The organism is Bacteroidota bacterium (genome assembly GCA_016713925.1).
Classification (GTDB): Bacteria; Bacteroidota; Bacteroidia; order AKYH767-A; family OLB10; genus JAJTFW01.
This window is the reverse complement of sequence record JADJOH010000007.1, coordinates 709351-728384: the sequence shown is the minus strand read 5'-3', so window position 1 is coordinate 728384 and position 19034 is coordinate 709351. Positions and strand designations below refer to the sequence as shown.

Here is a 19034-nt window from a genome sequence, read left to right as displayed (position 1 = left end):
AAATAGCCCCGGCCTTAATTCCGGGGCTATTTATTTTAAGATTGGGGCTATATGACAGTCCGGTTTATTCCCTGAGATATTCTGAAGAGCTCTTAATTCTCATTTCAAAATGGAAATCAGGATCCATCAGAGGGCAACTACTTCCATCCTTCAAATTAGGAGACGTGAAGGTTATTTATGTAAAAAATACAGATGATTTCCTTAAATTTGTTACTTATAACAAATGAACTATGACTACTGCAGCAATAAAAAAACAAGTAGACAATTATCTTCCCCTCTTATCCAACAAACAACAGGTGCTTGTTTTAGAGATGATAAAAAGCTTTTTAAATATTGACATGGATAGCAAACGAGTAACAAGAAAACAATACAATAAAGAACTGACCGAAGCTGTTGCACGCATTGATAAAGGAAAATCTGTTTCACACAAGGAGGCTGTAAAAGAGCTGTCAAAATGGTGAAGCCAACTTCCTTCAAACTGGTTTGGGACCGAAACGCTCTCGATCAATTCAAGGAAATTTTAGCTCATCTTGAAACACAGAGCAATCAAGCTCCTAAAATAGTTAAAGCTGCTATTCTTGATCGAATAAAAGCAATCAAGTCAAATCCATTAATTTTCGAAGCAGACAAACTTAAATATCCTCCAGATAATAATTTCAGAGCATTTGTAATATTTAGTTTCCGGATAACCTATCAGATCAGGTTGGACAAACATGAAATCCGAATACTGAGAATAAGACATACTGGCAGAGAACCTTTAGGGTATTAAATACGATTTTAGATTTTCCCTGTTTAGTTTGACTTTTCCCTTACAGTCAATTCATTTATTAATCGCTCACTGATAGCGAAAATTTACTATTCAATTGTGAGGGGTTCATCTGATAAAATTCATCTGCAGTCTCAAATTTTCACCTATACACAATTCTAATCCACGCAAATCAACAACTCTTGTCTTTCCACAATATAAACGAAATACTAAAAAATACGATTTTCAAATTTTAACGAATCAGCAACCTCACCTTCCAGCCAACTCCTTCCCAAACGCGTTCAGGTCAATCCCATCAAAATTTCCGGAGCTCATCAATAACAATACATCCTTTTTAAAATCCTGTTGTTCGAGGAAATTTCGTACGTCAGCGGAGGCGTTCATCACCAGCAAATCATCACGTCCAAAAGCCTTCTTTACCTGATCCGCAGAAATAGCCTCCAGTTTTTTATGTGCAATGGTTTGTGGATTAAAATATACAACGGCCACATCGGCCAGCTTCATGGCATCTTTATACTCGTCGAGATAGGTGGCATTCAGACTCGAAAATGTATGCAACTCCATACAGGCAACCAGGCGACGGCCGCTAAATTGTGTCTTCACAGCATCCGTCGTTGCTTTCAACTTAGAGGGCGAATGTGCAAAGTCTTTAAAGACTATCAGCTTATCTGTTCGTGCTATTAATTCCAACCGGCGCGCTGCTCCCTTAAATGTTCCGATAGCTTCTAAAAACTGCTTATCGGTTATGCCCGCTTCATTGCACATCATTCTTGCGCCTTCGAGATTCATCAGGTTATGCGTCCCGAAAATCTGCAGAGTAACATCACCTTGAGAAGTTTCGAGAATTGTAGTCCCATCCACGATGCGGTGCTGTGGTACACCATATGACGATTTATGCCGCACCGGCCCGGCTGATTCACATACTTTCTTTACCTCCGGATCTTCAACACAATAGATTAATCGTCCGTTTTCGGGTATACCGTTGACGTATATCCGAAACTGCTCCACATAATTATCAAAAGTGGGAAACACATTGATATGATCCCAGGCTATTCCACTCAACAGTGCCACATCGGCTTTATAGAGATGAAATTTCGGTCGGCGATCAATGGGTGATGATAAATATTCATCTCCTTCCAGAATGATAATCGGTGCTGATTCAGAAAGTCGTACCATCCGCTCGAAGCCATCCAGTTGGGAGCCGACCATGTAATCGAAATCCATCTGATGGTAATTCAGCACATGAAGGATCATAGCGGTAATACTGGTCTTGCCGTGACTCCCGCCAACGACAAAACGACGCTTACTCTTCGACTGCTCGTAGAGATACTCCGGATAGGAAAACACCGGAACGCCCAGTTCTTTTGCGCGCAACAATTCAGGATTCTCGGCCCGGGCATGCATCCCCAGAATAACGGCATCGAGTCCGCTGTGGATCTTTTCCGGAAACCATCCCATCTCCGAAGGCAACAATCCGGCTTTCTCCAATCGACTCTTTGACGGCTCGTTGATCTCATCATCTGAACCCGAAACCTGATACCCTTTATGTTGTAACGCCAGGGCGAGATTATGCATGGCAGCACCGCCAATAGCTATGAAATGGACCTTCATCATGCGACAAAAATATTGTTTTAAAGGAAACCGGGCACATTCGACTACGTTTGAGAATTTTATTTACAAAATAATTGTTAGTTTAAACCTGCCTGCGCCGAGGCTTCGGTAGACAGGCGCGGGGGTCGACATCACGACTCGGGGAAGGCCCAGGGGACGCGGGGGAAGTGTGCCTTTGACCGCCCACCTGCAAGCATATAAATCCAACAACCCACAAACTAACCAAATACCTACTTTTGTGCAAAATCAACTACCAATGAAACTCCACACGATTGATACCGGATTCTTTAAACTTGACGGAGGTGCTATGTTTGGCGTGGTTCCAAAAACCATGTGGAATAAACTCAATCCTGCCGACGAGAATAATATGTGCACCTGGGCGATGAGATGTCTTTTGATTGAAGATGGCGACAAACTGATTCTGATCGATAATGGTATCGGCAATAAGCAGGATGAAAAATTCTTCGGTCATTATTATTTACATGGGGATGATTCGTTGGAAAAATCACTGCATCGAATGGGTGTTGACTTTAAAGAAATCACGGACGTTTTCCTGACACATCTGCACTTTGACCATTGCGGCGGGAGTATTAACAAGAAGAAAGATGGTAATGGCTTTGAAGTTGCTTTTCCGAATGCCACCTACTGGAGCAATGAACAGCACTGGAAATGGGCAACAGTTCCCAATGCCCGTGAAAAAGCAAGTTTCCTCAAAGAAAATATTCTTCCCATTGAAGAAAGTGGTCAATTGAAATTTACGCAGGATGGAGCCGAACTATTTCCCGGGGTGAAAATAAAATATGTGAACGGACATACCGATGGAATGATGTTGCCGCATATTCAATACAAAGGCAGAACGATTGTATTCATGGCCGACTTAATGCCATCGGTGGCCCATCTCCCTGTACCTTTTGTCATGGCGTATGATACGCGTCCACTGTTGAGCCTGGATGAAAAAGCGAACTTCCTCAAAGAAGCCATGGAGAACGATTATATTTTATTTTTTGAACATGATCCGGTGAACGAATGTTGTTCACTAAAGCAAACCGAAAAAGGTGTTCGGGCAGATCAGGTATTTAAATTAGCTGAATTATAGAAATCGCACTTTTGATTGCAAATAGCAAGAGCAGCAGGATGACAATCCGGAAATTTCTTGTCTTTACCCAATAATCAATTAAAAGAATTATTAGGTACAGAAAAAGCATATCCGAAAACGAAACCATCCATCGACTTACTGCACCGGGCCAGTCCTTCATTTCCAAGACGAGGAAATTAGAAATTTTGAGGAAGAATGCATTTATCCAGATGACGTATTCCTGAACTAACGGTAAGGGAGTTACCAACAGTTGAAGTATGCAACCATAGATGCAGGCGGTAGTAAGTGGAATAACAAAAAGATTGGCGATCAGGAAGTAATTTGGAAATTGTCCGAAGTAAAAAAGTGAAACCGGCAAGGTCATGATTTGCGCGGCAACAGAAACACAGGTTACCTCCCATAGTTTAAAAAACAACCAGTTGCCCGGAACCCATAACCGCAAGATGGGCTGTTGCAACCAGATGATTCCCCATACGGCAAATAAGGAAAGTTGAAGTCCCGGTTCGTAAATATTAAACGGATTTACCATCAGCAGAAAAAATAAAGAAGCCCCCAATGATCCGATCCCTAAATTTTTCCGGTCAATCCACTTTGCAATCAGGAAGAACATACACATTGCTGAAGCCCTCACGATAGATGGAGCGGCACCGGCAATAAAAGCATAACACCAGACGCAGCTCATCACTAAGGGATAGTAAAGATGTCTTCCTGTTTTATGATTGCTTAAGGGCTTGAAGATAAATCCCAGGAGCAAATAGATGAGTCCGACGTGCATCCCTGAAACAGCCAAAACATGCAAGGTCCCTGTGGCGGCATACGCGGTACTTAAATCCTCATCAATACTCACCTCCTCCCCAACCAATAAGGCCACGGCGATAGCAGCTTCCTTCGAACCCTTAAACTGCTCCATCAAACAGGAGGCTATCGTGCGACGACATTCAATGGCAGTTGCCATAAAAGAAAAAGAGTTGTCTTTTGATTTTAGATGGATCACTTTAGTCAGATACACTCTGGAAAATACCTGACGATGTAAACTGAGTTTCGCTGGCAGATTGTTACTATCTGCATTTACCATTTCCGGAGTACGGTTAAACATCAATTGATCACCATATCGTATTGCCTCAAAAGCAGTATCCTTCTTTAAATACACCATCATTTTACCATTACTGCAGACCCAATGCTGTCCGGTCTTTACGGCTTCAATTTCTACCAATACTTTAAATGATTTTTTCTTCTCCTGCAAAGAAGATATCACCCTGGATTTAACACCGCTGATGACATCTAAGGAAGTATAATGTCCCGGCCTGTACTTCTCCATGAACAAACAACTTAATCCTATACCAGCCACAATGAAATACAATTGCAACAATCCTCCGAAATAATGGCGCTTGCGAAATCCTGATCTATAACTGACCAGCAATAAAATCCAACCGACGATAAGGATCATCCAGAGACGTAGAAAAAGAAGATGAAGAAATGTGGGCAGCATTTCTGCAATAAGAATACCCGCAATAAATGGCAGAAGAAAACGCAAGACGGGAATACGTCTTAATAAAGGAATTGAATGACCAAATACTTTGTTTGAATTCACTAAAACGAGAGCTATAAAAAGCAAAGGTCCACTACATTTTCGAGTTAATTCAGGATAAACGAATACAAATGGTTGACTCGCAATAACACCTAACTATCAGATCATTACAGAATTATTATCTTTGTCGATATGAGTATCACCATTATCTTGATTGGTATTACCCTTGTCGCCTCCCTATTGGCCTTTAACAACGAAGACCTGATGCGAAAATGGATATTGAATCCTTATTTAGTGCATCATAAAAAGCAATGGTGGCGCATGATCACGTCAGGTTTTATACATGCCGACTTCATGCATCTTTTTTTTAACCTTTTTGCCTTTTATGGTTTTGGCATGGCCGTTGAAAATTACTATGCAGCTATATTTGAAGAAAAAGGGATCTTTTTTTATCTACTCATCTATCTCGGTGCCATTGTGATTGCCAACGGACCATCTCTCCAAAAGAACAAAGACAATCATTATTACAATTCTCTGGGTGCTTCCGGTGCTGTCTCTGCGGTCATCTTTGCGGCCATATTATTTCAACCCTGGAGTAAAATCTACTTTTTTGGAGTGATCGGCGTGCCCGGCATTCTGATGGGACCACTGTATCTTTTCATTGAATACAGAATGGGCAAACAAGGAGGCACCGGCATCAATCACGATGCACATTTCTGGGGAGCCATCTTCGGATTGCTATTCACATTGGCTCTTAAACCCAAACTCCTCTTGTACTTCTTCGATCAACTGATGAGTGGATTTTAAATCATGAATAAGCACCACGAGCACTTCCTGCTGAATGGCGAACTGATATCAGGTAATATCAATAGTCATTCCCTGCTCAATAGGGGCTTCCTGTATGGAGATGGTTTTTTTGAGAGCATGCGTTTTGAAAAAAATAAAATCCTACTCCTTGATGACCATCTGCATCGATTACATCGTTCATTGGTGCTGATGGAGATGTCGGGACAAGGATTTCCGGATAAGCAAGAAATGATCAGCTATGCACAACAATTGATTAAGGCCAACCACAATGGCGATTATGCCCGATTGCGATTAACAGTCTTCAGAGATTCATCCGGCTTCTATGCTCCTGAAGGAAGTAAAGCTTCGTGGGTACTTCAATCCTCTGCATTAGAGGGAATCTATGTGTGGCCTGAAAAAGGCATCCACATCGGCATCTACACCCGTCAGTCAAAAGCAAGAGGTCCTTATTCAAGTATTAAGTCCACCAGTAGTCTGTTCTATATCATGGCTGCTCTTCACGCCCAAAAGGAACACTGGGATGACGCGCTGGTATTAAACACCTCCGGAAATATCATTGAAGCGACAAGCAGTAATGTTTTTCTCGTCTATAACAAGACCTTGATTACACCGCCGCTTAGCGAGGGTTGTGTAGACGGGGTGTTCAGAAAATTCATCCTTGATTTAGCCGACAAAAAAGGAATACCTTTCCGGGAGCAAATGGTGACAGAGACAGAGTTAAATCTTGCCACAGAAATCTTTCTGACCAATACCATTAGGGGTATCAGATGGGTAGATAGATTGGGTGAAAAATATTTCGAAAATAAGGTAGCGAAAGAATTGTTCTCACTTCTCTTGAAAGAGATACATTAAAAAAAACATATCAACCTCCTGATTGCTCTTGTAACTCCAGCCATCTCATAGATTTTTCGTCAAGCAATGCTTCTGTTTGTTGAAAATCGGTAGAGCATTTAATCATCTCATCATGTGAAAGACCGCTGTTCATTTTTTCAAGCAAGACCTTTTTCTTATGCTCAATTAAAGCTATCTCCTGTTCCAATGTCTGCATTTCTTTCTGCTCCTTAAAACTCAGCTTCACTTTCTTCTTTACCGGCTCTTGCTTTTCCTTCACCACTTCCGGTTTCTTCTCTTCCTTCTTCATTGGCATATTATCAAACATACCCCTATAGTCGGTATAATTTCCGTGAATATCTTTTACACCACCTTCTCCATCCAGGACAAAAACGTGATCCACGAGCCGATCCATAAAATAACGGTCATGCGTTACCATCAACAGGCAACCCTGATAACCATCCAGAAATTCCTCCAGAATATTCAAAGTGACAATATCCAAATCATTCGTCGGCTCATCCAGAATGAGGAAATTGGGATTCCGCAGTAAAATCGTCAGCAAATACAAGCGCTTCTTTTCACCACCACTCAATTTCGAAACAAAGACATGTTGCTTCGCCCCTCTGAAATTAAAGTGATTTAAGAACTGAGAAACACCCATCCAGTTTCCGTTACCGGTTTCAACGTATTCGGCAATATCCTTAACTACATCAATCACTCTCTTGTCTTCCGGCAAGGTCATGCCATGCTGCGAATAATATCCAAACACAACCGTCTCACCGGTTTTAACCCTGCCCTGATCCGGTTTTATCTGCTCCATGATTATATTCAGCAGCGTAGATTTCCCTGCACCATTTCTGCCGATCAGACCAATTTTCTCCCCTCTGATAAAGGTATAGGAAAAGTCTTTTAGTAACGTATGGTTATCGTACGACTTGCAAATATTCTCCAGCTCCAGAATTTTACTTCCAAGCCGATTCATCTGCATAGTGATCTGCATTTTCTCTTCTGTACGCCGGGACTTCGCCACTTCTTCTACATCATAAAACGAATCCTGCCTCGACTTCGACTTGGTTGTCCGGGCCTTTGGCTGACGACGCATCCATTCCAACTCACGACGGTACACGTTTCTGGCCTTGTCAACGGTAGAGCGTTCCTGATCATCCTTCTCCGTTTTCTTCTCTATGTAATACGCATAATTCCCGTTGTAGGTAAAAATTTTGCTATTCTCCAGCTCAACAATAACATTACAAACATTATCGAGGAAATACCGGTCATGGGAAATGAGAATGATCGACTTATTGACGCGCTTGAGATATTGCTCCAGCCACTCGATCATATCCAAATCCAAATGGTTCGTGGGTTCATCCAGCAACAGGAGATCAAAATCGTCAATTAATAATCGGGCAAGGGCGATCCGTTTCTTCTGACCACCGGACATAAACTTCGTCTGCTTATCCAGATCATGAATTCCCAATTTCCCCAACACCTCAGCGGCACGGGCTTCATAATCCCACCCGTTCAGCGTATCGATGGTATCCATAACCACCTGCAATTCACTCTGATCGATTTCACCACCTTTATCCAACAATCGTTCATACTCACCGATAGCGTGCAAAATGGGATGACCCGGTTCAAAAATGCAATCCATCACCGTTGCTTCCGGCGCAAAAAAAGGATCCTGCTCAAGGTATCCCACGCGAAGGTCATTTCTCATCGACAAACGTCCCTCATCAGGAACCTCTTTCCCGGCCAAAATCCGCATTAAAGTCGTCTTTCCACTCCCATTTGCGGCAATAATCGCCATTTTCTGTCCCTCACCCAGCGAAATATCAATTTTCGAAAAAAGGGGTTTCTCATTGTAAGCCTTGGAGATACCCTCCGCAGTAAAGATATTCATGCTGCAAAGGTAATGTTAAAGTTTAAAGTTTAAGGTTTAAAGTTCAAGGTTTAAAGTTTAAGGTTTTCACTCGCCACGTGACCACGGGCGATGTGATCCCGTCAACCCTTGTGTTGACGGGAAAGGTGTACCATGAAGCGTATCGCTTTTCGCGATTCTGCTTCATGGTTTAAAGTTTGTCCTTGCCTGAAATAGGTTGATGTAACCATAGCCACAGCGTGGCGTCATTATTATAGCCACAGCGTGGCGTCATTATTATAGCCACAGCGTGGCGTCATTATTATAGCCACAGCGTGGCGTCATTATTATAGCCACAGCGTGGCGTCATTATTATAGCCACAGCGTGGCGATAGGATTATTCGCCTAAAGGATTATTATTATCAAGGGCTTCACAGGCAAAGCGAATCAGTATGATTCGATAAAATATTGTCTTGCAGTACTAGCTTCAGCGATGCAAAAACATGATCGTTTCTATTTCAATCGATCGTACGCTACAAATTTTCTTTATGCCTGCTATTCCTCGGTTCAACCCCTTCAGGGTTGGAGCGTGGGATGGTGTCGCTAACCCCGGATTGCATCCGGGGTTAGCGCTGTTGAACCCCTTCAGGGTTCCGGAGAAAGAACCTCAGGATGAATGATCACTTCCCCCATTGATCTCATTAGATTCATTGTATCAGAGATGCAATTAGTAATGACGAGAGAACGATCCCTTTCAATCAAAAAACTATCTTTACTCGATGAAGATTATTGAAGCAACTATAGAGGATATTCCGGTCATTTACGACCTCGCGAATCGTATCTGGAAGGTTCATTATCCTGCTATCATCAGCATGGAACAAATAGACTATATGCTGGAAAAAATGTATTCCAAAGCGGCTTTAGAGGAGCAGTTAAACACCGGTCACCGCTTTTTTATATTAACTACAGACGAACATCCTGCCGGATATTTATCGTACAGTCATAACGGTGAGGGGGCCTACTTTCTGCACAAACTTTATGTGGATACAGGCTATCATCAAAAAGGAATGGGGCGCTACTTGTTAAATGAGGTTTTTGATAAAATTCCGACGATTAAAACATTGCGTCTCACCGTAAACAGAAAAAATTACACCGCCATCAACTTCTACTTTAAAATGGGATTTATCATTGAGGAAGTCAAGGATTTTGATATCGGGAACGGGTATGAGATGAATGACTTTGTGATGCTAAAAAATTATACCTCCTAGTATTTCTCACACCTGCTCACTTTTCATCACCTCCCCTGCATTTTGTATCTTTGTGCTATCATGGCAGGCAATTCATTAGGGCAATTATTTCGTATTACTACGTTTGGCGAATCTCACGGAGCAGGAATTGGGGTTGTTATTGATGGATGTCCCGCAGGACTTGAAATCGATCCCGCAACCATTCAGGAGGAGCTCAACCGTCGTCGTCCGGGTCAAAGTGAAATCTCCTCTCCCCGAAATGAAAAAGATCAGTTAGAAATTTTAAGTGGTATTTACGAAGGGAAAAGTACCGGTGCTCCCATCAGCATTTTTATTAAGAATGAAGATCATCGGCCGGCAGATTACAATCATTTGCAGGAAGGATGGCGACCCGGTCATGCTGATTTTACCTATGATCAGAAATACGGTTTCAGGGATCATCGCGGTGGTGGCCGTTCCTCCGCGCGGGAAACTGCTGCCAGGGTGATGGCCGGAGCAGTGGCTAAAATTTTATTGGCGAAACATGGAATATTGATCAACGCGTATGTGAGTACTGTTGCCGATATTTCGGTCTCCCTCCCCTATTCTGAACTCGATCTTGCATTAACCGAAGAAAATATAGTGCGCTGTCCGGACCCACTTATTGCAGAAAAGATGATCGCCCTCATTGAAAAAGTCAGGGATGAAGGTGATACAGTCGGGGGAATTATTACCTGTGTAGCGCACAATGTTCCTTCCGGACTCGGGGAGCCGGTCTTTCATAAATTACAGGCGGATCTTGCAGGTGCAATGATGAGTATTAACGCGGCCAAGGGATTCGAAATTGGAAGTGGTTTTAAAGGAACAGCCATGCGTGGAAGCTTGCATAATGATAAATTTATTGCCGAAGTAAATCCCGCAGGACATCCTCGTTTCCGCACCCAAACCAATCATAGCGGAGGCATTCAGGGGGGAATCAGCAATGGGGCCGATATCGTTTTTAATGTAGGTTTTAAACCGGTTTCCACATTAATGCAGGCGCAGCAAAGTGTGGACAAAGAGGGAAATTCCGTGACTTTGCAAGGGAAAGGACGACATGACCCCTGTGTTTTACCTCGGGCTGTCCCCATCGTTGAAGCCATGTGCGCCCTCGTTTTAGCTGACCATTGGCTCTTGAACCTTGGATCTAAACTTTAGGTTGTTAATACATTGCTGAAAACATCCGTTTCTATCTGATAAAATCGGACAATTTCTACCGAATTTTGCGTTTAGTACCCATTAAATTCTAAATGTCCATGTTAAAGAAAATTCTAATCGTTGCCGGTGTCCTCCTGGTTCTGATTGTGGGTGCTGCTGTGCTCTTACCCATTATTTACAAAGACAAAATCGTAGCCCTTGTCAAGGAGGAAGTAAATAAAAATATAAATGCTAAAGTTGACTTTGGAGATTTCGATCTGACCATTCTGAGCAGCTTTCCGGACTTCACAATAAAAATTGATCAACTCAGTGTAATCGGCATTGCTCCTTTTGAAGGAGACACACTCACTTCTGCAAAACAACTGGCACTCACGGTCGATATCATGAGTGTGATCAAAGGATCTCAAATTGACATTGAATCTATTGAACTGAATCAGGCTTTCATAAACCTGATTGTACTTAAAGATGGCAGGGCGAATTGGGATATTGCTAAAGCAGATAGCAGTAAATCAGCTGAAGAACCGGCTGCTCCCTCTAAATTCAATGTGGCTTTGAAATCTTATGAAATTAATGAAAGCAGAATTTCCTATGATGACGCATCACTTGGATTTACCATGACTATGGATGATTTCACACATCAGGGGATGGGTGATTTCACGCAAGATCTATTTATCCTTTCTACCAACACCAATGCTACAGCTACCAATCTTTGGTATGGCGGGGTGAAATATATGCATCAGGTCCGGACCAATCTCAAAGCGGACCTCGACATGGACATGCAGAATATGAAATTTACTTTTAAAGAAAATGAATTGCAACTGAATGAACTCTTTATCGGTTTAGATGGATGGCTGGCTATGCCGAAAGAAGATATCAATATGGATCTGAATATCTCTGCGCGAAAGAATGACTTCAGGAATTTCCTTTCGATGATTCCCGGTGTCTATAAGGAAGGATTTAAAGATTTGAAATCCGGAGGCACATTGGAATTAAAAGCTTTTGTAAAAGGAACTTATAACGAACAAAAAATGCCCGGCTTTGGCCTTAATCTCAAAGTAGTCAACGGACAATTTCAATATCCTTCCCTTCCGGTCGCAGTTAACAATGTACAACTCGACTTACAAGTAAACAATCCTGATGGTGTCCCTGATCATACAACGATTGATTTAAAGCGCTTGCATGTTGAATTAGGGAAAGAACCTTTTGATGCTAAACTAAGTGTACGCACACCCGTTAGTGATGCGAATATCAATGCAACAGTAAAAGGTTCTGTGAATTTTGCCAATCTGAGTAAAATTGTTCCATTAGAACAAGGAACAACGATTCGCGGAACTATGAACGCAGATTTAAGCATGGCAGGCCGAATGTCGGCGATAGAACAACAACGCTATGAAGAATTTAATGCCGGAGGTTCCATTGTCCTGAATAACTTCAATTATAGCAGTAAAGATTACCAGCAAGGATTTGACTTGAAAGAATGTCGTTTGACTTTTAATCCTCAACATATAGAACTGAATAATTTTGATGCAAGAATGGGCAAAAGTGATATTCAGGCGAATGGTAAATTGGATAATCTGCTGGCTTACTTCTTCAAGAAAGAAATTCTTAAAGGCAGTTTGAACCTTATGAGTAATAATCTGGACCTCTCCGAATTCAATAATCAGGATGGAGCTACACCTGCTGCCGCTAAAGACACATCAGCAATGACCTTGATTGAAGTCCCGGGGAACCTTGACTTTACAGTAAATGCTTCAGTCGGAAAATTGAGTTATGACAATGTTATTCTTGACAATCTTTCCGGAAAAGTTGTTATTCGCGATCAGGCGATGAATATGGAAAATCTCAGCTTTACCACATTAAGCGGAGTAATGAAACTCAGCGGAATTTATGCAACACGCGAAAGGAAAAAAGCTGATATCGCACTGAACATGGACATCTCCGGTTTCGATATTCAACAAACGGTGAAGACATTTAATACAGTGAAAAAGATGGCTCCAATAGCTGAAAGGGCGAATGGACGCTTCTCCTCTAATTTCACTATGAATGGAAAATTGGATGAACGTATGCAGCCGGATTTAAAGTCATTAACCGGAGGAGGTAAATTATCTACAGCCAATGTTACCATTAGTAATTTCGGTCCGATGCTTAAAATTGCGGAGGTGTTGAAGATGGATCAATTTAAAGAATTAGATGTGAGCAATGTAAATATTTCCTTCAGTTTCGTGAATGGACGTGTTGATGTAAAACCCTTTGATGTAACGCTTGCGGGTATCCCAACAACCGTTTCCGGAAGCACAGGCTTTGACCAAAGCATTGATTATAATCTGGCCATGAATGCACCTGTTTCGAAGTTGCCTTCAGCTGCCACCGGTGTCATCACCGGATTAATTTCGAAGGCAAATGCTAAAGGCGCTAATTTCAGTATGGCAGAGAATATCAAATTAAATCTGAAATTGGGAGGCACTGTGTCTAATCCTACTGTCAGTACAGATTTAAAGGAAACAAGCGGAAAAGCCATTGATCAAATTAAAGACAAGATAAAAGAAGAATTTGATTCCAAAAAGAAAGAACTTGAAGATAAAGCTAAAGCAGAAGCAGACCGACTCAAAAAAGAAGCGGAAGACAAGGCGAAAGCTGAAGTGGATAAATTGAAAAAGGAGGCTGAAGAAAAGGCCCGTCAGGAAAAAGAGAAGCTGAAAAAAGAAGCTGAGAAAAAGGCCAAAGATGCTCTCAAAAATGTATTCGGACCAAAATAACCGCCGCAACAATTAAGCTGAGTATGAATTTCAACTTAAACTTCCTCCTGGTATTACTCTTCATATTTACTATAAGTTCCTGTGGTGATGATGACACTGACGTACCCGGAATTCCTCTGGGCAACAATTGCACATTACCAACAGGTTACTTAAAATGGAATTTTGATGGCTCTTCCTATTGTGCAAATACCTCTCTGTTTGCAGACCATGCCATCATTATGACGATAAACGGTATCACTCAAACCGGTGTGACCATGACATTAGAATTGGAAGATATTACTCCGGGAACTTATACGATGAATGAAGATACGAATAGCATACTTTTTACAGATCAACTGGCGATGGCATGGCAGTCTACAAATTCTAATCCGGGAACATTAATCATTACCTCAAATGACACTGCAAATAATATCCTGCAAGCCACCTTTGATGTAACTGTCCGGAATCCACTGAGTCAATCAAAATCTATATACCAGGGTCAAATAAAGGTATTTTATACAGAGTAAAAATAAATTGAAAAAAAATTAATATTTTCGAAAAATTATTCGCCGACTATGAAAACAAATTATCTGGGAATTACGCTGATCTTTAGTATTCTTTTTATTTCCTGTGATAGAAACACGAGAAATGCGACTGTTACCGTTGACACTGTAGCTACGGATTTCTTTCAGAGCCTCGATGCCAGTGCGGTTAAAATTACCTATGAGGGGACATTGCCCTGCGCCGATTGTGAAGGTATATTAACTACATTGAGTATAACACCTGACAGTTCGCTTTTTACTTTAACTGAAGTCTATAAAGGAAAAATAGATGGTGATTCTATTTTGGAACGTTCAGGAAAATATAATGAAGTTTCCGGAAGTGACACCTCCTATACTTATCTGGAGTTTATTTTCAATAACAACTCAGAAAAGCTATTTTACAGACAATCCGGGGATTCTACGATTTCTAAATTAGATCAGTTTGGAAATATTATTCCCAGCTCCTTGAATTATACATTGAGGAGAATTTAACGATTCCCGAACTTACCATCATTCCATTTCCGCGATTTTCTGAGCAGATACTGCAGTTTACAAAGTAAACCCTACCATTTACAAAGAAATCACTACCGCTTATAAAGAGCAACTCCTCTATATAGCGGTGTAGGGTTACTTTTGATGCATACCAAATGGTAAATCAAGCATATTGAGGAATTCATTAAAGTGTTAATATTGACAATCAAACTGTTATGATTATTGTAATCTCCAAATTGTTTAAATCCTTCAAATCGATAACTTTAATTCAGAATTCAGTCCCGATAGCTATCGGGATCAGAATTCAGAAATTTAAGTTTAAAGTTTAAAGTTTAAAATAAAATTCTAGAAAATAAAAGTCTATACTATTATTAACAAAATATGAATCGGGGTTTAAAATATTTATTGCTTTCTGCCCTTAGTATGTTAATATTTTATTCATCAGCTTCTGCACAGAAATTTAATATTGATTCACTTGAGACAATACTAAAAACACAAGGAAAAGATACATTCCGAATCAACACGCTTAACTTACTTAGTGAATTGTTGCTTTTTAATACGGACAGTCTGGAACGGGGTAAATTAATGGCGCAAGAAGCACTCCGGTTATCCCAAACTTTGATAAAATCTGCCGACAGTATTAACGCAAGAGCACTTCGAAAAAAAGAGGGAGATGCTTATAATAATTTGGGATATCATGCAGATCGTTTGGACGAATTTGAGAATTCTCTCGACTACTATTTTAAATCTCTTGCCATTAGAAAGGAACTTGGATTAAAACGTCAATCTGCGGGTTCTTTGAATAATATTGCTGTCATCTATTTAAACAAGGGAAAATTCGAAGATGCACTAAAATATGTACTGGAAGCACTCAAAATAAATGAAGAAATAGGAAACATAGCATGGGCGGCAAGAAATCATTCTGTAATCGGGCGATTGCAGAATGAGATGAATCATTATCAGGAGGCACTCGATTCCTATAAAAGTGCTTTGAAATTATTTACAGAAAAGGGAGATAGAAAAGCAATAGCAACGTCGAATATAAATATTGGAAATTGCTACCTGAACTTGAAAAACAATGCATCTGCAATAACACATTTCAAAATAGCTTTAGACATACCCGAATTAAGAAACAGAGATAAAGTATTTGCTTACAATGGACTTGGCAATATCTTATTGAAAAAAGATAGTTTAGAGGAAGCGCTCAACTATTATTTACTTGCAAGTGACATTTTTGATGAAGTACCGGACAGGGAGGGTTATGAAGATGTGAATATTAACATAGGAAAAATATATACCCGGAAAGGTCAATTTGATCTTGCAGAAAGATATTTTCTGAACGCACTAAACTACGGTAAAAAAATAGAAAGTAATATTACTATTCGAAATAGTCTCGATCATCTTTCGCGATGGGCAGCCGCTAAAGAAGATTACAAAAAAGCTTTTGAATACCAAAGTGAATATCTTTTATTAAAAGACAGCTTACTTAATCAGGAAAACAATAAAGCGGTCAATGAATTAAAACTCATATACGACACAGAAAAAAAGGACAATGAAATTAAATTGCTGGAAAAGGAAAAATCGCTTCGCGATTTAAGAGTTAGTCAGCAAGAGCAACTTCTTTATATAAGCAAATACAAAGATTCACAGCAGCAAGCACAACTTGAACTCGCTGAAGAAAAACAAAAACTATCTTATTTAGAAGCGAACCAACTTAGTACAGAATTATCGAATCAAAAATTACAAAAGGAAAAATTTCTAGCTGAGAACACCATATTACTTAAAGACCAGGTGCTAAAAACGACTAGTCTAATACGACAAAAACAATATCGGAATGCTGCCATCATTTTCAGCTGCTTAGTACTATTCATAGCGTTTCTTCTCTATAGCCGCTATACTTCAAAAAAGAAATACTCCGAAATCCTGGAAAATAAAAATCTGATTATTGAAAAGGAAAAGCTAAATGCCATAAAAAGTGAAGAGTACAAAAGTCAGTTTCTGGCCAATATGAGTCATGAAATAAGAACCCCACTTCATGCGATCACCGGAATGATCAATGTATTGCGCGAGAAAGACCCTCGTGATGATCAAAAGGCATACTTAAATGTGATGAGCAAATCATCTGAAAGCCTCATAGGAATATTAAATAATGTGCTGGATCTATCAAAAATCGAGGCCGGCAAAATTGTGTTTGAGAAAAACGTATTCTCTCCTGAGGAATGCCTACGCAATGTAACGAACATTCTACATGCAGGAGCCAGTGATAAGAATCTCGTTTTAGAAACGCAATTAATAAATCTTCCTGATAGGGTTATTGGTGATGAAGTACGCCTAACCCAAATACTCATAAATATTATCAGCAACGCCATTAAATTCACTGAAAAGGGAGGCGTTTATATTACCTGCAAATCAACACCAGGAAGTAGTCGGGAGAAAGATAAATTAGCCTTAACTTTTAGCATTCGGGATACAGGAATTGGAATTGAGAGCCCTTATCTATCTTCCGTATTCGAGAAATTTGTTCAGGCTGATGCCAGTACAACCAGGAAGTTTGGCGGAACAGGTCTGGGTTTGAGCATTTCAAAACAACTCGTAGAACTCCAGAATGGCACAATCGAAGTGAAGAGTGAAAGAGGGAAAGGGAGTGAGTTTATCATTAGTATCCCCTATTCTGTAGCAGGAATTGAAGATGCTATCGTCCTCGAGAATTACAAATTAAAAGCTGTTGCCCTCAACGGAATATCGATCCTCTATGCAGAAGACAACCAGTATAATCAAATAGTAGCACGAGAAACGCTGGCCTATGTTGCCGAAGGTATCTCCATTGACATGGCTGAAAACGGGAAAATAGCGATTGAAAAATTGCAAAACACTAACTATGATATCATTTTAATGGATTTGCAAATGCCTGTGATGGACGGTTATCAGGCCGCAACTTATATTAGAAATAATTTAACAACCCCTAAAAACAGAATTCCAATTATTGCAGTTTCAGCAAACGCTACACACGAGGAAAAATTGAAATGTATTAACGCCGGCATGAATGACTATCTTCCAAAGCCATTCCATCCAAAGGATATAGTGGATGTACTTGTGAAAGCACTTCAAACAACTCATAAAATTTAATCTTTAAAACTGTTTTATATACTATAGAAAATGAATGCCACAACACATCTAAACCTTGACTTCCTCTACGAAATCACAAACGGCAATGAAGCGAAGCTGGTCAATCTAATCAAGTCCTTCATTCAGGAAGCACCACTGACATGTGAAAAGCTTAACACCTCAGTGATAAATAAAAAGTACGAATCTATAAAGGCTGAAGTACATAGCAGTAAACCTCTGTATATGTCGGTTGGAGCAGATTCCGCATTAGCAATTATAGAGCGCATTGAAAACTACAGCTCCTCTCCTCTATTTTATGAATTACTACCGATTGAAATTGAAAATCTGAGTTCACTCACCAATGAACTTTGCTCCACTCTTAGAAACAAATTCAACCTATAAAATTTATATGAACTCTGAATTTAAAACAATTATTGTTGATAATGACAAGTATTGCATCCAGATCCTTGAAACCCTTATTCAGGAAAACTTCCCTGATCTTAAAATTGATGCCACCTTTACAGATCCCCAAAAGGCAAGAGTGCATTTGAAAGAAAAAGAATGCGATCTCCTGCTATTGGATGTTCAAATGCCTAAAATGAATGGCTTTGAACTATTGGAGAGCATTGGTCCTTTTAAGGGTGATGTCATTTTTGTTACCGCTTTTGATAAATTTGCTGTAGAAGCATTTAAATACCATGCACTTCACTATCTGGTGAAACCTGTAAGGTTAAACGATCTGAAGGAAGCGGTAAAACGACTGACGAAACAAACGCCTGTAAATGAAGAAAAGAAAGAAGAGATTAATCAGAATGCCATTCAGCTAAAATCCGTACTAAATAAAGTGGGACTGCATACGATGCAAGGTCTGGTTTTTGTAGAAATCGCTGATATTATTCGATGCGAAGCAGATGGTTCCTACACGACATTGTATATTAAAAAAGATAAATTTCTCTCTTCCAAGAACCTACGCTACTTCGAAAATTTATTAAGTGACAGAGGATTTTACCGAATACATGCCTCACATCTGATAAATATAAATCATATCAGAAAAGTGGTTCGTGGAGAAGGAGCCTATGTATTGATGAATGATGACAGCCACCTCACCATCTCCCGCCGTAAAAAAAGTGAATTTTTTAATCAATTCGGTTGAGAAAACTTATTCCAGAATAAATGCACCACGAAAAAAAACACCTCCCACCCATTAAGTATGTCTGTAAAATACAACTGACTGACACGA

16 protein-coding genes are annotated in these 19034 nt (G+C 40.2%); 13 read left to right on the top strand and 3 right to left on the bottom strand.

Translation table 11 applies throughout. The annotated features are described in order from the left end of the window. Nucleotides 1-230: 230 nt before the first annotated feature. Both IPJ86_11160 and IPJ86_11155 read left to right on the top strand, forming a co-directional pair. On the top strand, nucleotides 231-461 hold the full coding sequence (locus IPJ86_11160; protein MBK7887820.1) for a hypothetical protein: 231 nt from the start codon (nucleotides 231-233) through the stop codon (nucleotides 459-461). Then, entirely contained in the window at nucleotides 455-769 is a 315-nt protein-coding gene (locus IPJ86_11155; GenBank protein ID MBK7887819.1) for a type II toxin-antitoxin system RelE/ParE family toxin, read from the top strand. The genes IPJ86_11160 and IPJ86_11155 overlap by 7 nt, the downstream gene beginning before the upstream one ends. Before the next feature lie 246 nt (nucleotides 770-1015). Here the strand turns inward: IPJ86_11155 and IPJ86_11150 are convergent, their stop codons facing one another. Continuing rightward, nucleotides 1016-2377, bottom strand: coding sequence for a peptidoglycan synthetase (locus IPJ86_11150; GenBank protein MBK7887818.1), 1362 nt, complete (start codon nucleotides 2375-2377; stop codon nucleotides 1016-1018). A gap of 256 nt (nucleotides 2378-2633) precedes the next feature. Between IPJ86_11150 and IPJ86_11145 the strand changes: the two genes are divergently transcribed. Continuing rightward, nucleotides 2634-3473 carry an MBL fold metallo-hydrolase gene (locus IPJ86_11145; protein MBK7887817.1) on the top strand — a complete coding sequence of 280 codons (840 nt, stop codon included), beginning with the start codon at nucleotides 2634-2636 and terminating at the stop codon, nucleotides 3471-3473. On the opposite strand, the gene IPJ86_11140 is transcribed toward IPJ86_11145, so the two are convergent. Next, complete coding sequence (locus IPJ86_11140) at nucleotides 3454-5064, bottom strand: ComEC/Rec2 family competence protein (GenBank protein ID MBK7887816.1); 1611 nt, start codon at nucleotides 5062-5064, stop codon at nucleotides 3454-3456. The two genes, IPJ86_11145 and IPJ86_11140, sit on opposite strands and share 20 nt — an antisense overlap. Before the next feature lie 129 nt (nucleotides 5065-5193). Between IPJ86_11140 and IPJ86_11135 the strand changes: the two genes are divergently transcribed. After that, complete coding sequence (locus IPJ86_11135; GenBank protein ID MBK7887815.1) at nucleotides 5194-5808, top strand: rhomboid family intramembrane serine protease; 615 nt, start codon at nucleotides 5194-5196, stop codon at nucleotides 5806-5808. 3 nt (nucleotides 5809-5811) lie between these two features. After that, on the top strand, nucleotides 5812-6660 hold the full coding sequence (locus tag IPJ86_11130) for an aminotransferase class IV family protein (GenBank protein MBK7887814.1): 849 nt from the start codon (nucleotides 5812-5814) through the stop codon (nucleotides 6658-6660). Nucleotides 6661-6670: 10 nt separating this feature from the next. On the opposite strand, the gene IPJ86_11125 is transcribed toward IPJ86_11130, so the two are convergent. Then, the gene (locus IPJ86_11125) at nucleotides 6671-8539 is read right to left on the bottom strand and encodes an ABC-F family ATP-binding cassette domain-containing protein (GenBank protein MBK7887813.1); all 1869 of its coding nucleotides are present in this window, start codon (nucleotides 8537-8539) and stop codon (nucleotides 6671-6673) included. Nucleotides 8540-9276: 737 nt separating this feature from the next. Between IPJ86_11125 and IPJ86_11120 the strand changes: the two genes are divergently transcribed. From IPJ86_11120 to IPJ86_11085, 8 genes are all read left to right on the top strand, one after another. Then, entirely contained in the window at nucleotides 9277-9765 is a 489-nt protein-coding gene (locus tag IPJ86_11120; protein ID MBK7887812.1) for a GNAT family N-acetyltransferase, read from the top strand. A 60-nt stretch (nucleotides 9766-9825) separates the two neighbouring features. Continuing rightward, nucleotides 9826-10920, top strand: a complete 1095-nt coding sequence (gene aroC, locus IPJ86_11115; protein ID MBK7887811.1) for a chorismate synthase — start codon at nucleotides 9826-9828, stop codon at nucleotides 10918-10920. A gap of 98 nt (nucleotides 10921-11018) precedes the next feature. After that, on the top strand, nucleotides 11019-13676 hold the full coding sequence (locus tag IPJ86_11110; GenBank protein ID MBK7887810.1) for an AsmA family protein: 2658 nt from the start codon (nucleotides 11019-11021) through the stop codon (nucleotides 13674-13676). Between the two features lie 23 nt (nucleotides 13677-13699). Then, nucleotides 13700-14182: a hypothetical protein gene (locus IPJ86_11105; protein ID MBK7887809.1), complete on the top strand. Its 483-nt coding sequence runs from the start codon at nucleotides 13700-13702 to the stop codon at nucleotides 14180-14182. 48 nt (nucleotides 14183-14230) lie between these two features. Then, the gene (locus IPJ86_11100; GenBank protein MBK7887808.1) at nucleotides 14231-14689 is read left to right on the top strand and encodes a copper resistance protein NlpE N-terminal domain-containing protein; all 459 of its coding nucleotides are present in this window, start codon (nucleotides 14231-14233) and stop codon (nucleotides 14687-14689) included. 381 nt (nucleotides 14690-15070) lie between these two features. Further along, on the top strand, nucleotides 15071-17815 hold the full coding sequence (locus IPJ86_11095) for a tetratricopeptide repeat protein (protein ID MBK7887807.1): 2745 nt from the start codon (nucleotides 15071-15073) through the stop codon (nucleotides 17813-17815). 30 nt (nucleotides 17816-17845) lie between these two features. Beyond that, complete coding sequence (locus IPJ86_11090) at nucleotides 17846-18196, top strand: hypothetical protein (protein MBK7887806.1); 351 nt, start codon at nucleotides 17846-17848, stop codon at nucleotides 18194-18196. 7 nt (nucleotides 18197-18203) lie between these two features. Then, nucleotides 18204-18947 (top strand): response regulator transcription factor, encoded by a 744-nt coding sequence (locus IPJ86_11085; protein MBK7887805.1) that lies wholly within the window; start codon nucleotides 18204-18206, stop codon nucleotides 18945-18947. Nucleotides 18948-19034: the final 87 nt, after the last annotated feature.

What these genes read in the sequence shown, in the direction of transcription:
- IPJ86_11160 (MBK7887820.1), top strand. Translation starts at nt 231, where the DNA reads ATGACTACTGCAGCAATAAAAAAACAAGTAGACAATTATCTTCCCCTC.
- IPJ86_11155 (MBK7887819.1), top strand. Translation starts at nt 455, where the DNA reads ATGGTGAAGCCAACTTCCTTCAAACTGGTTTGGGACCGAAACGCTCTC.
- IPJ86_11150 (MBK7887818.1), bottom strand. Translation starts at nt 2,377, where the DNA reads ATGAAGGTCCATTTCATAGCTATTGGCGGTGCTGCCATGCATAATCTC.
- IPJ86_11145 (MBK7887817.1), top strand. Translation starts at nt 2,634, where the DNA reads ATGAAACTCCACACGATTGATACCGGATTCTTTAAACTTGACGGAGGT.
- IPJ86_11135 (MBK7887815.1), top strand. Translation starts at nt 5,194, where the DNA reads ATGAGTATCACCATTATCTTGATTGGTATTACCCTTGTCGCCTCCCTA.
- IPJ86_11130 (MBK7887814.1), top strand. Translation starts at nt 5,812, where the DNA reads ATGAATAAGCACCACGAGCACTTCCTGCTGAATGGCGAACTGATATCA.
- IPJ86_11125 (MBK7887813.1), bottom strand. Translation starts at nt 8,539, where the DNA reads ATGAATATCTTTACTGCGGAGGGTATCTCCAAGGCTTACAATGAGAAA.
- IPJ86_11120 (MBK7887812.1), top strand. Translation starts at nt 9,277, where the DNA reads ATGAAGATTATTGAAGCAACTATAGAGGATATTCCGGTCATTTACGAC.
- aroC (MBK7887811.1), top strand. Translation starts at nt 9,826, where the DNA reads ATGGCAGGCAATTCATTAGGGCAATTATTTCGTATTACTACGTTTGGC.
- IPJ86_11110 (MBK7887810.1), top strand. Translation starts at nt 11,019, where the DNA reads ATGTTAAAGAAAATTCTAATCGTTGCCGGTGTCCTCCTGGTTCTGATT.
- IPJ86_11105 (MBK7887809.1), top strand. Translation starts at nt 13,700, where the DNA reads ATGAATTTCAACTTAAACTTCCTCCTGGTATTACTCTTCATATTTACT.
- IPJ86_11100 (MBK7887808.1), top strand. Translation starts at nt 14,231, where the DNA reads ATGAAAACAAATTATCTGGGAATTACGCTGATCTTTAGTATTCTTTTT.
- IPJ86_11095 (MBK7887807.1), top strand. Translation starts at nt 15,071, where the DNA reads ATGAATCGGGGTTTAAAATATTTATTGCTTTCTGCCCTTAGTATGTTA.
- IPJ86_11090 (MBK7887806.1), top strand. Translation starts at nt 17,846, where the DNA reads ATGAATGCCACAACACATCTAAACCTTGACTTCCTCTACGAAATCACA.
- IPJ86_11085 (MBK7887805.1), top strand. Translation starts at nt 18,204, where the DNA reads ATGAACTCTGAATTTAAAACAATTATTGTTGATAATGACAAGTATTGC.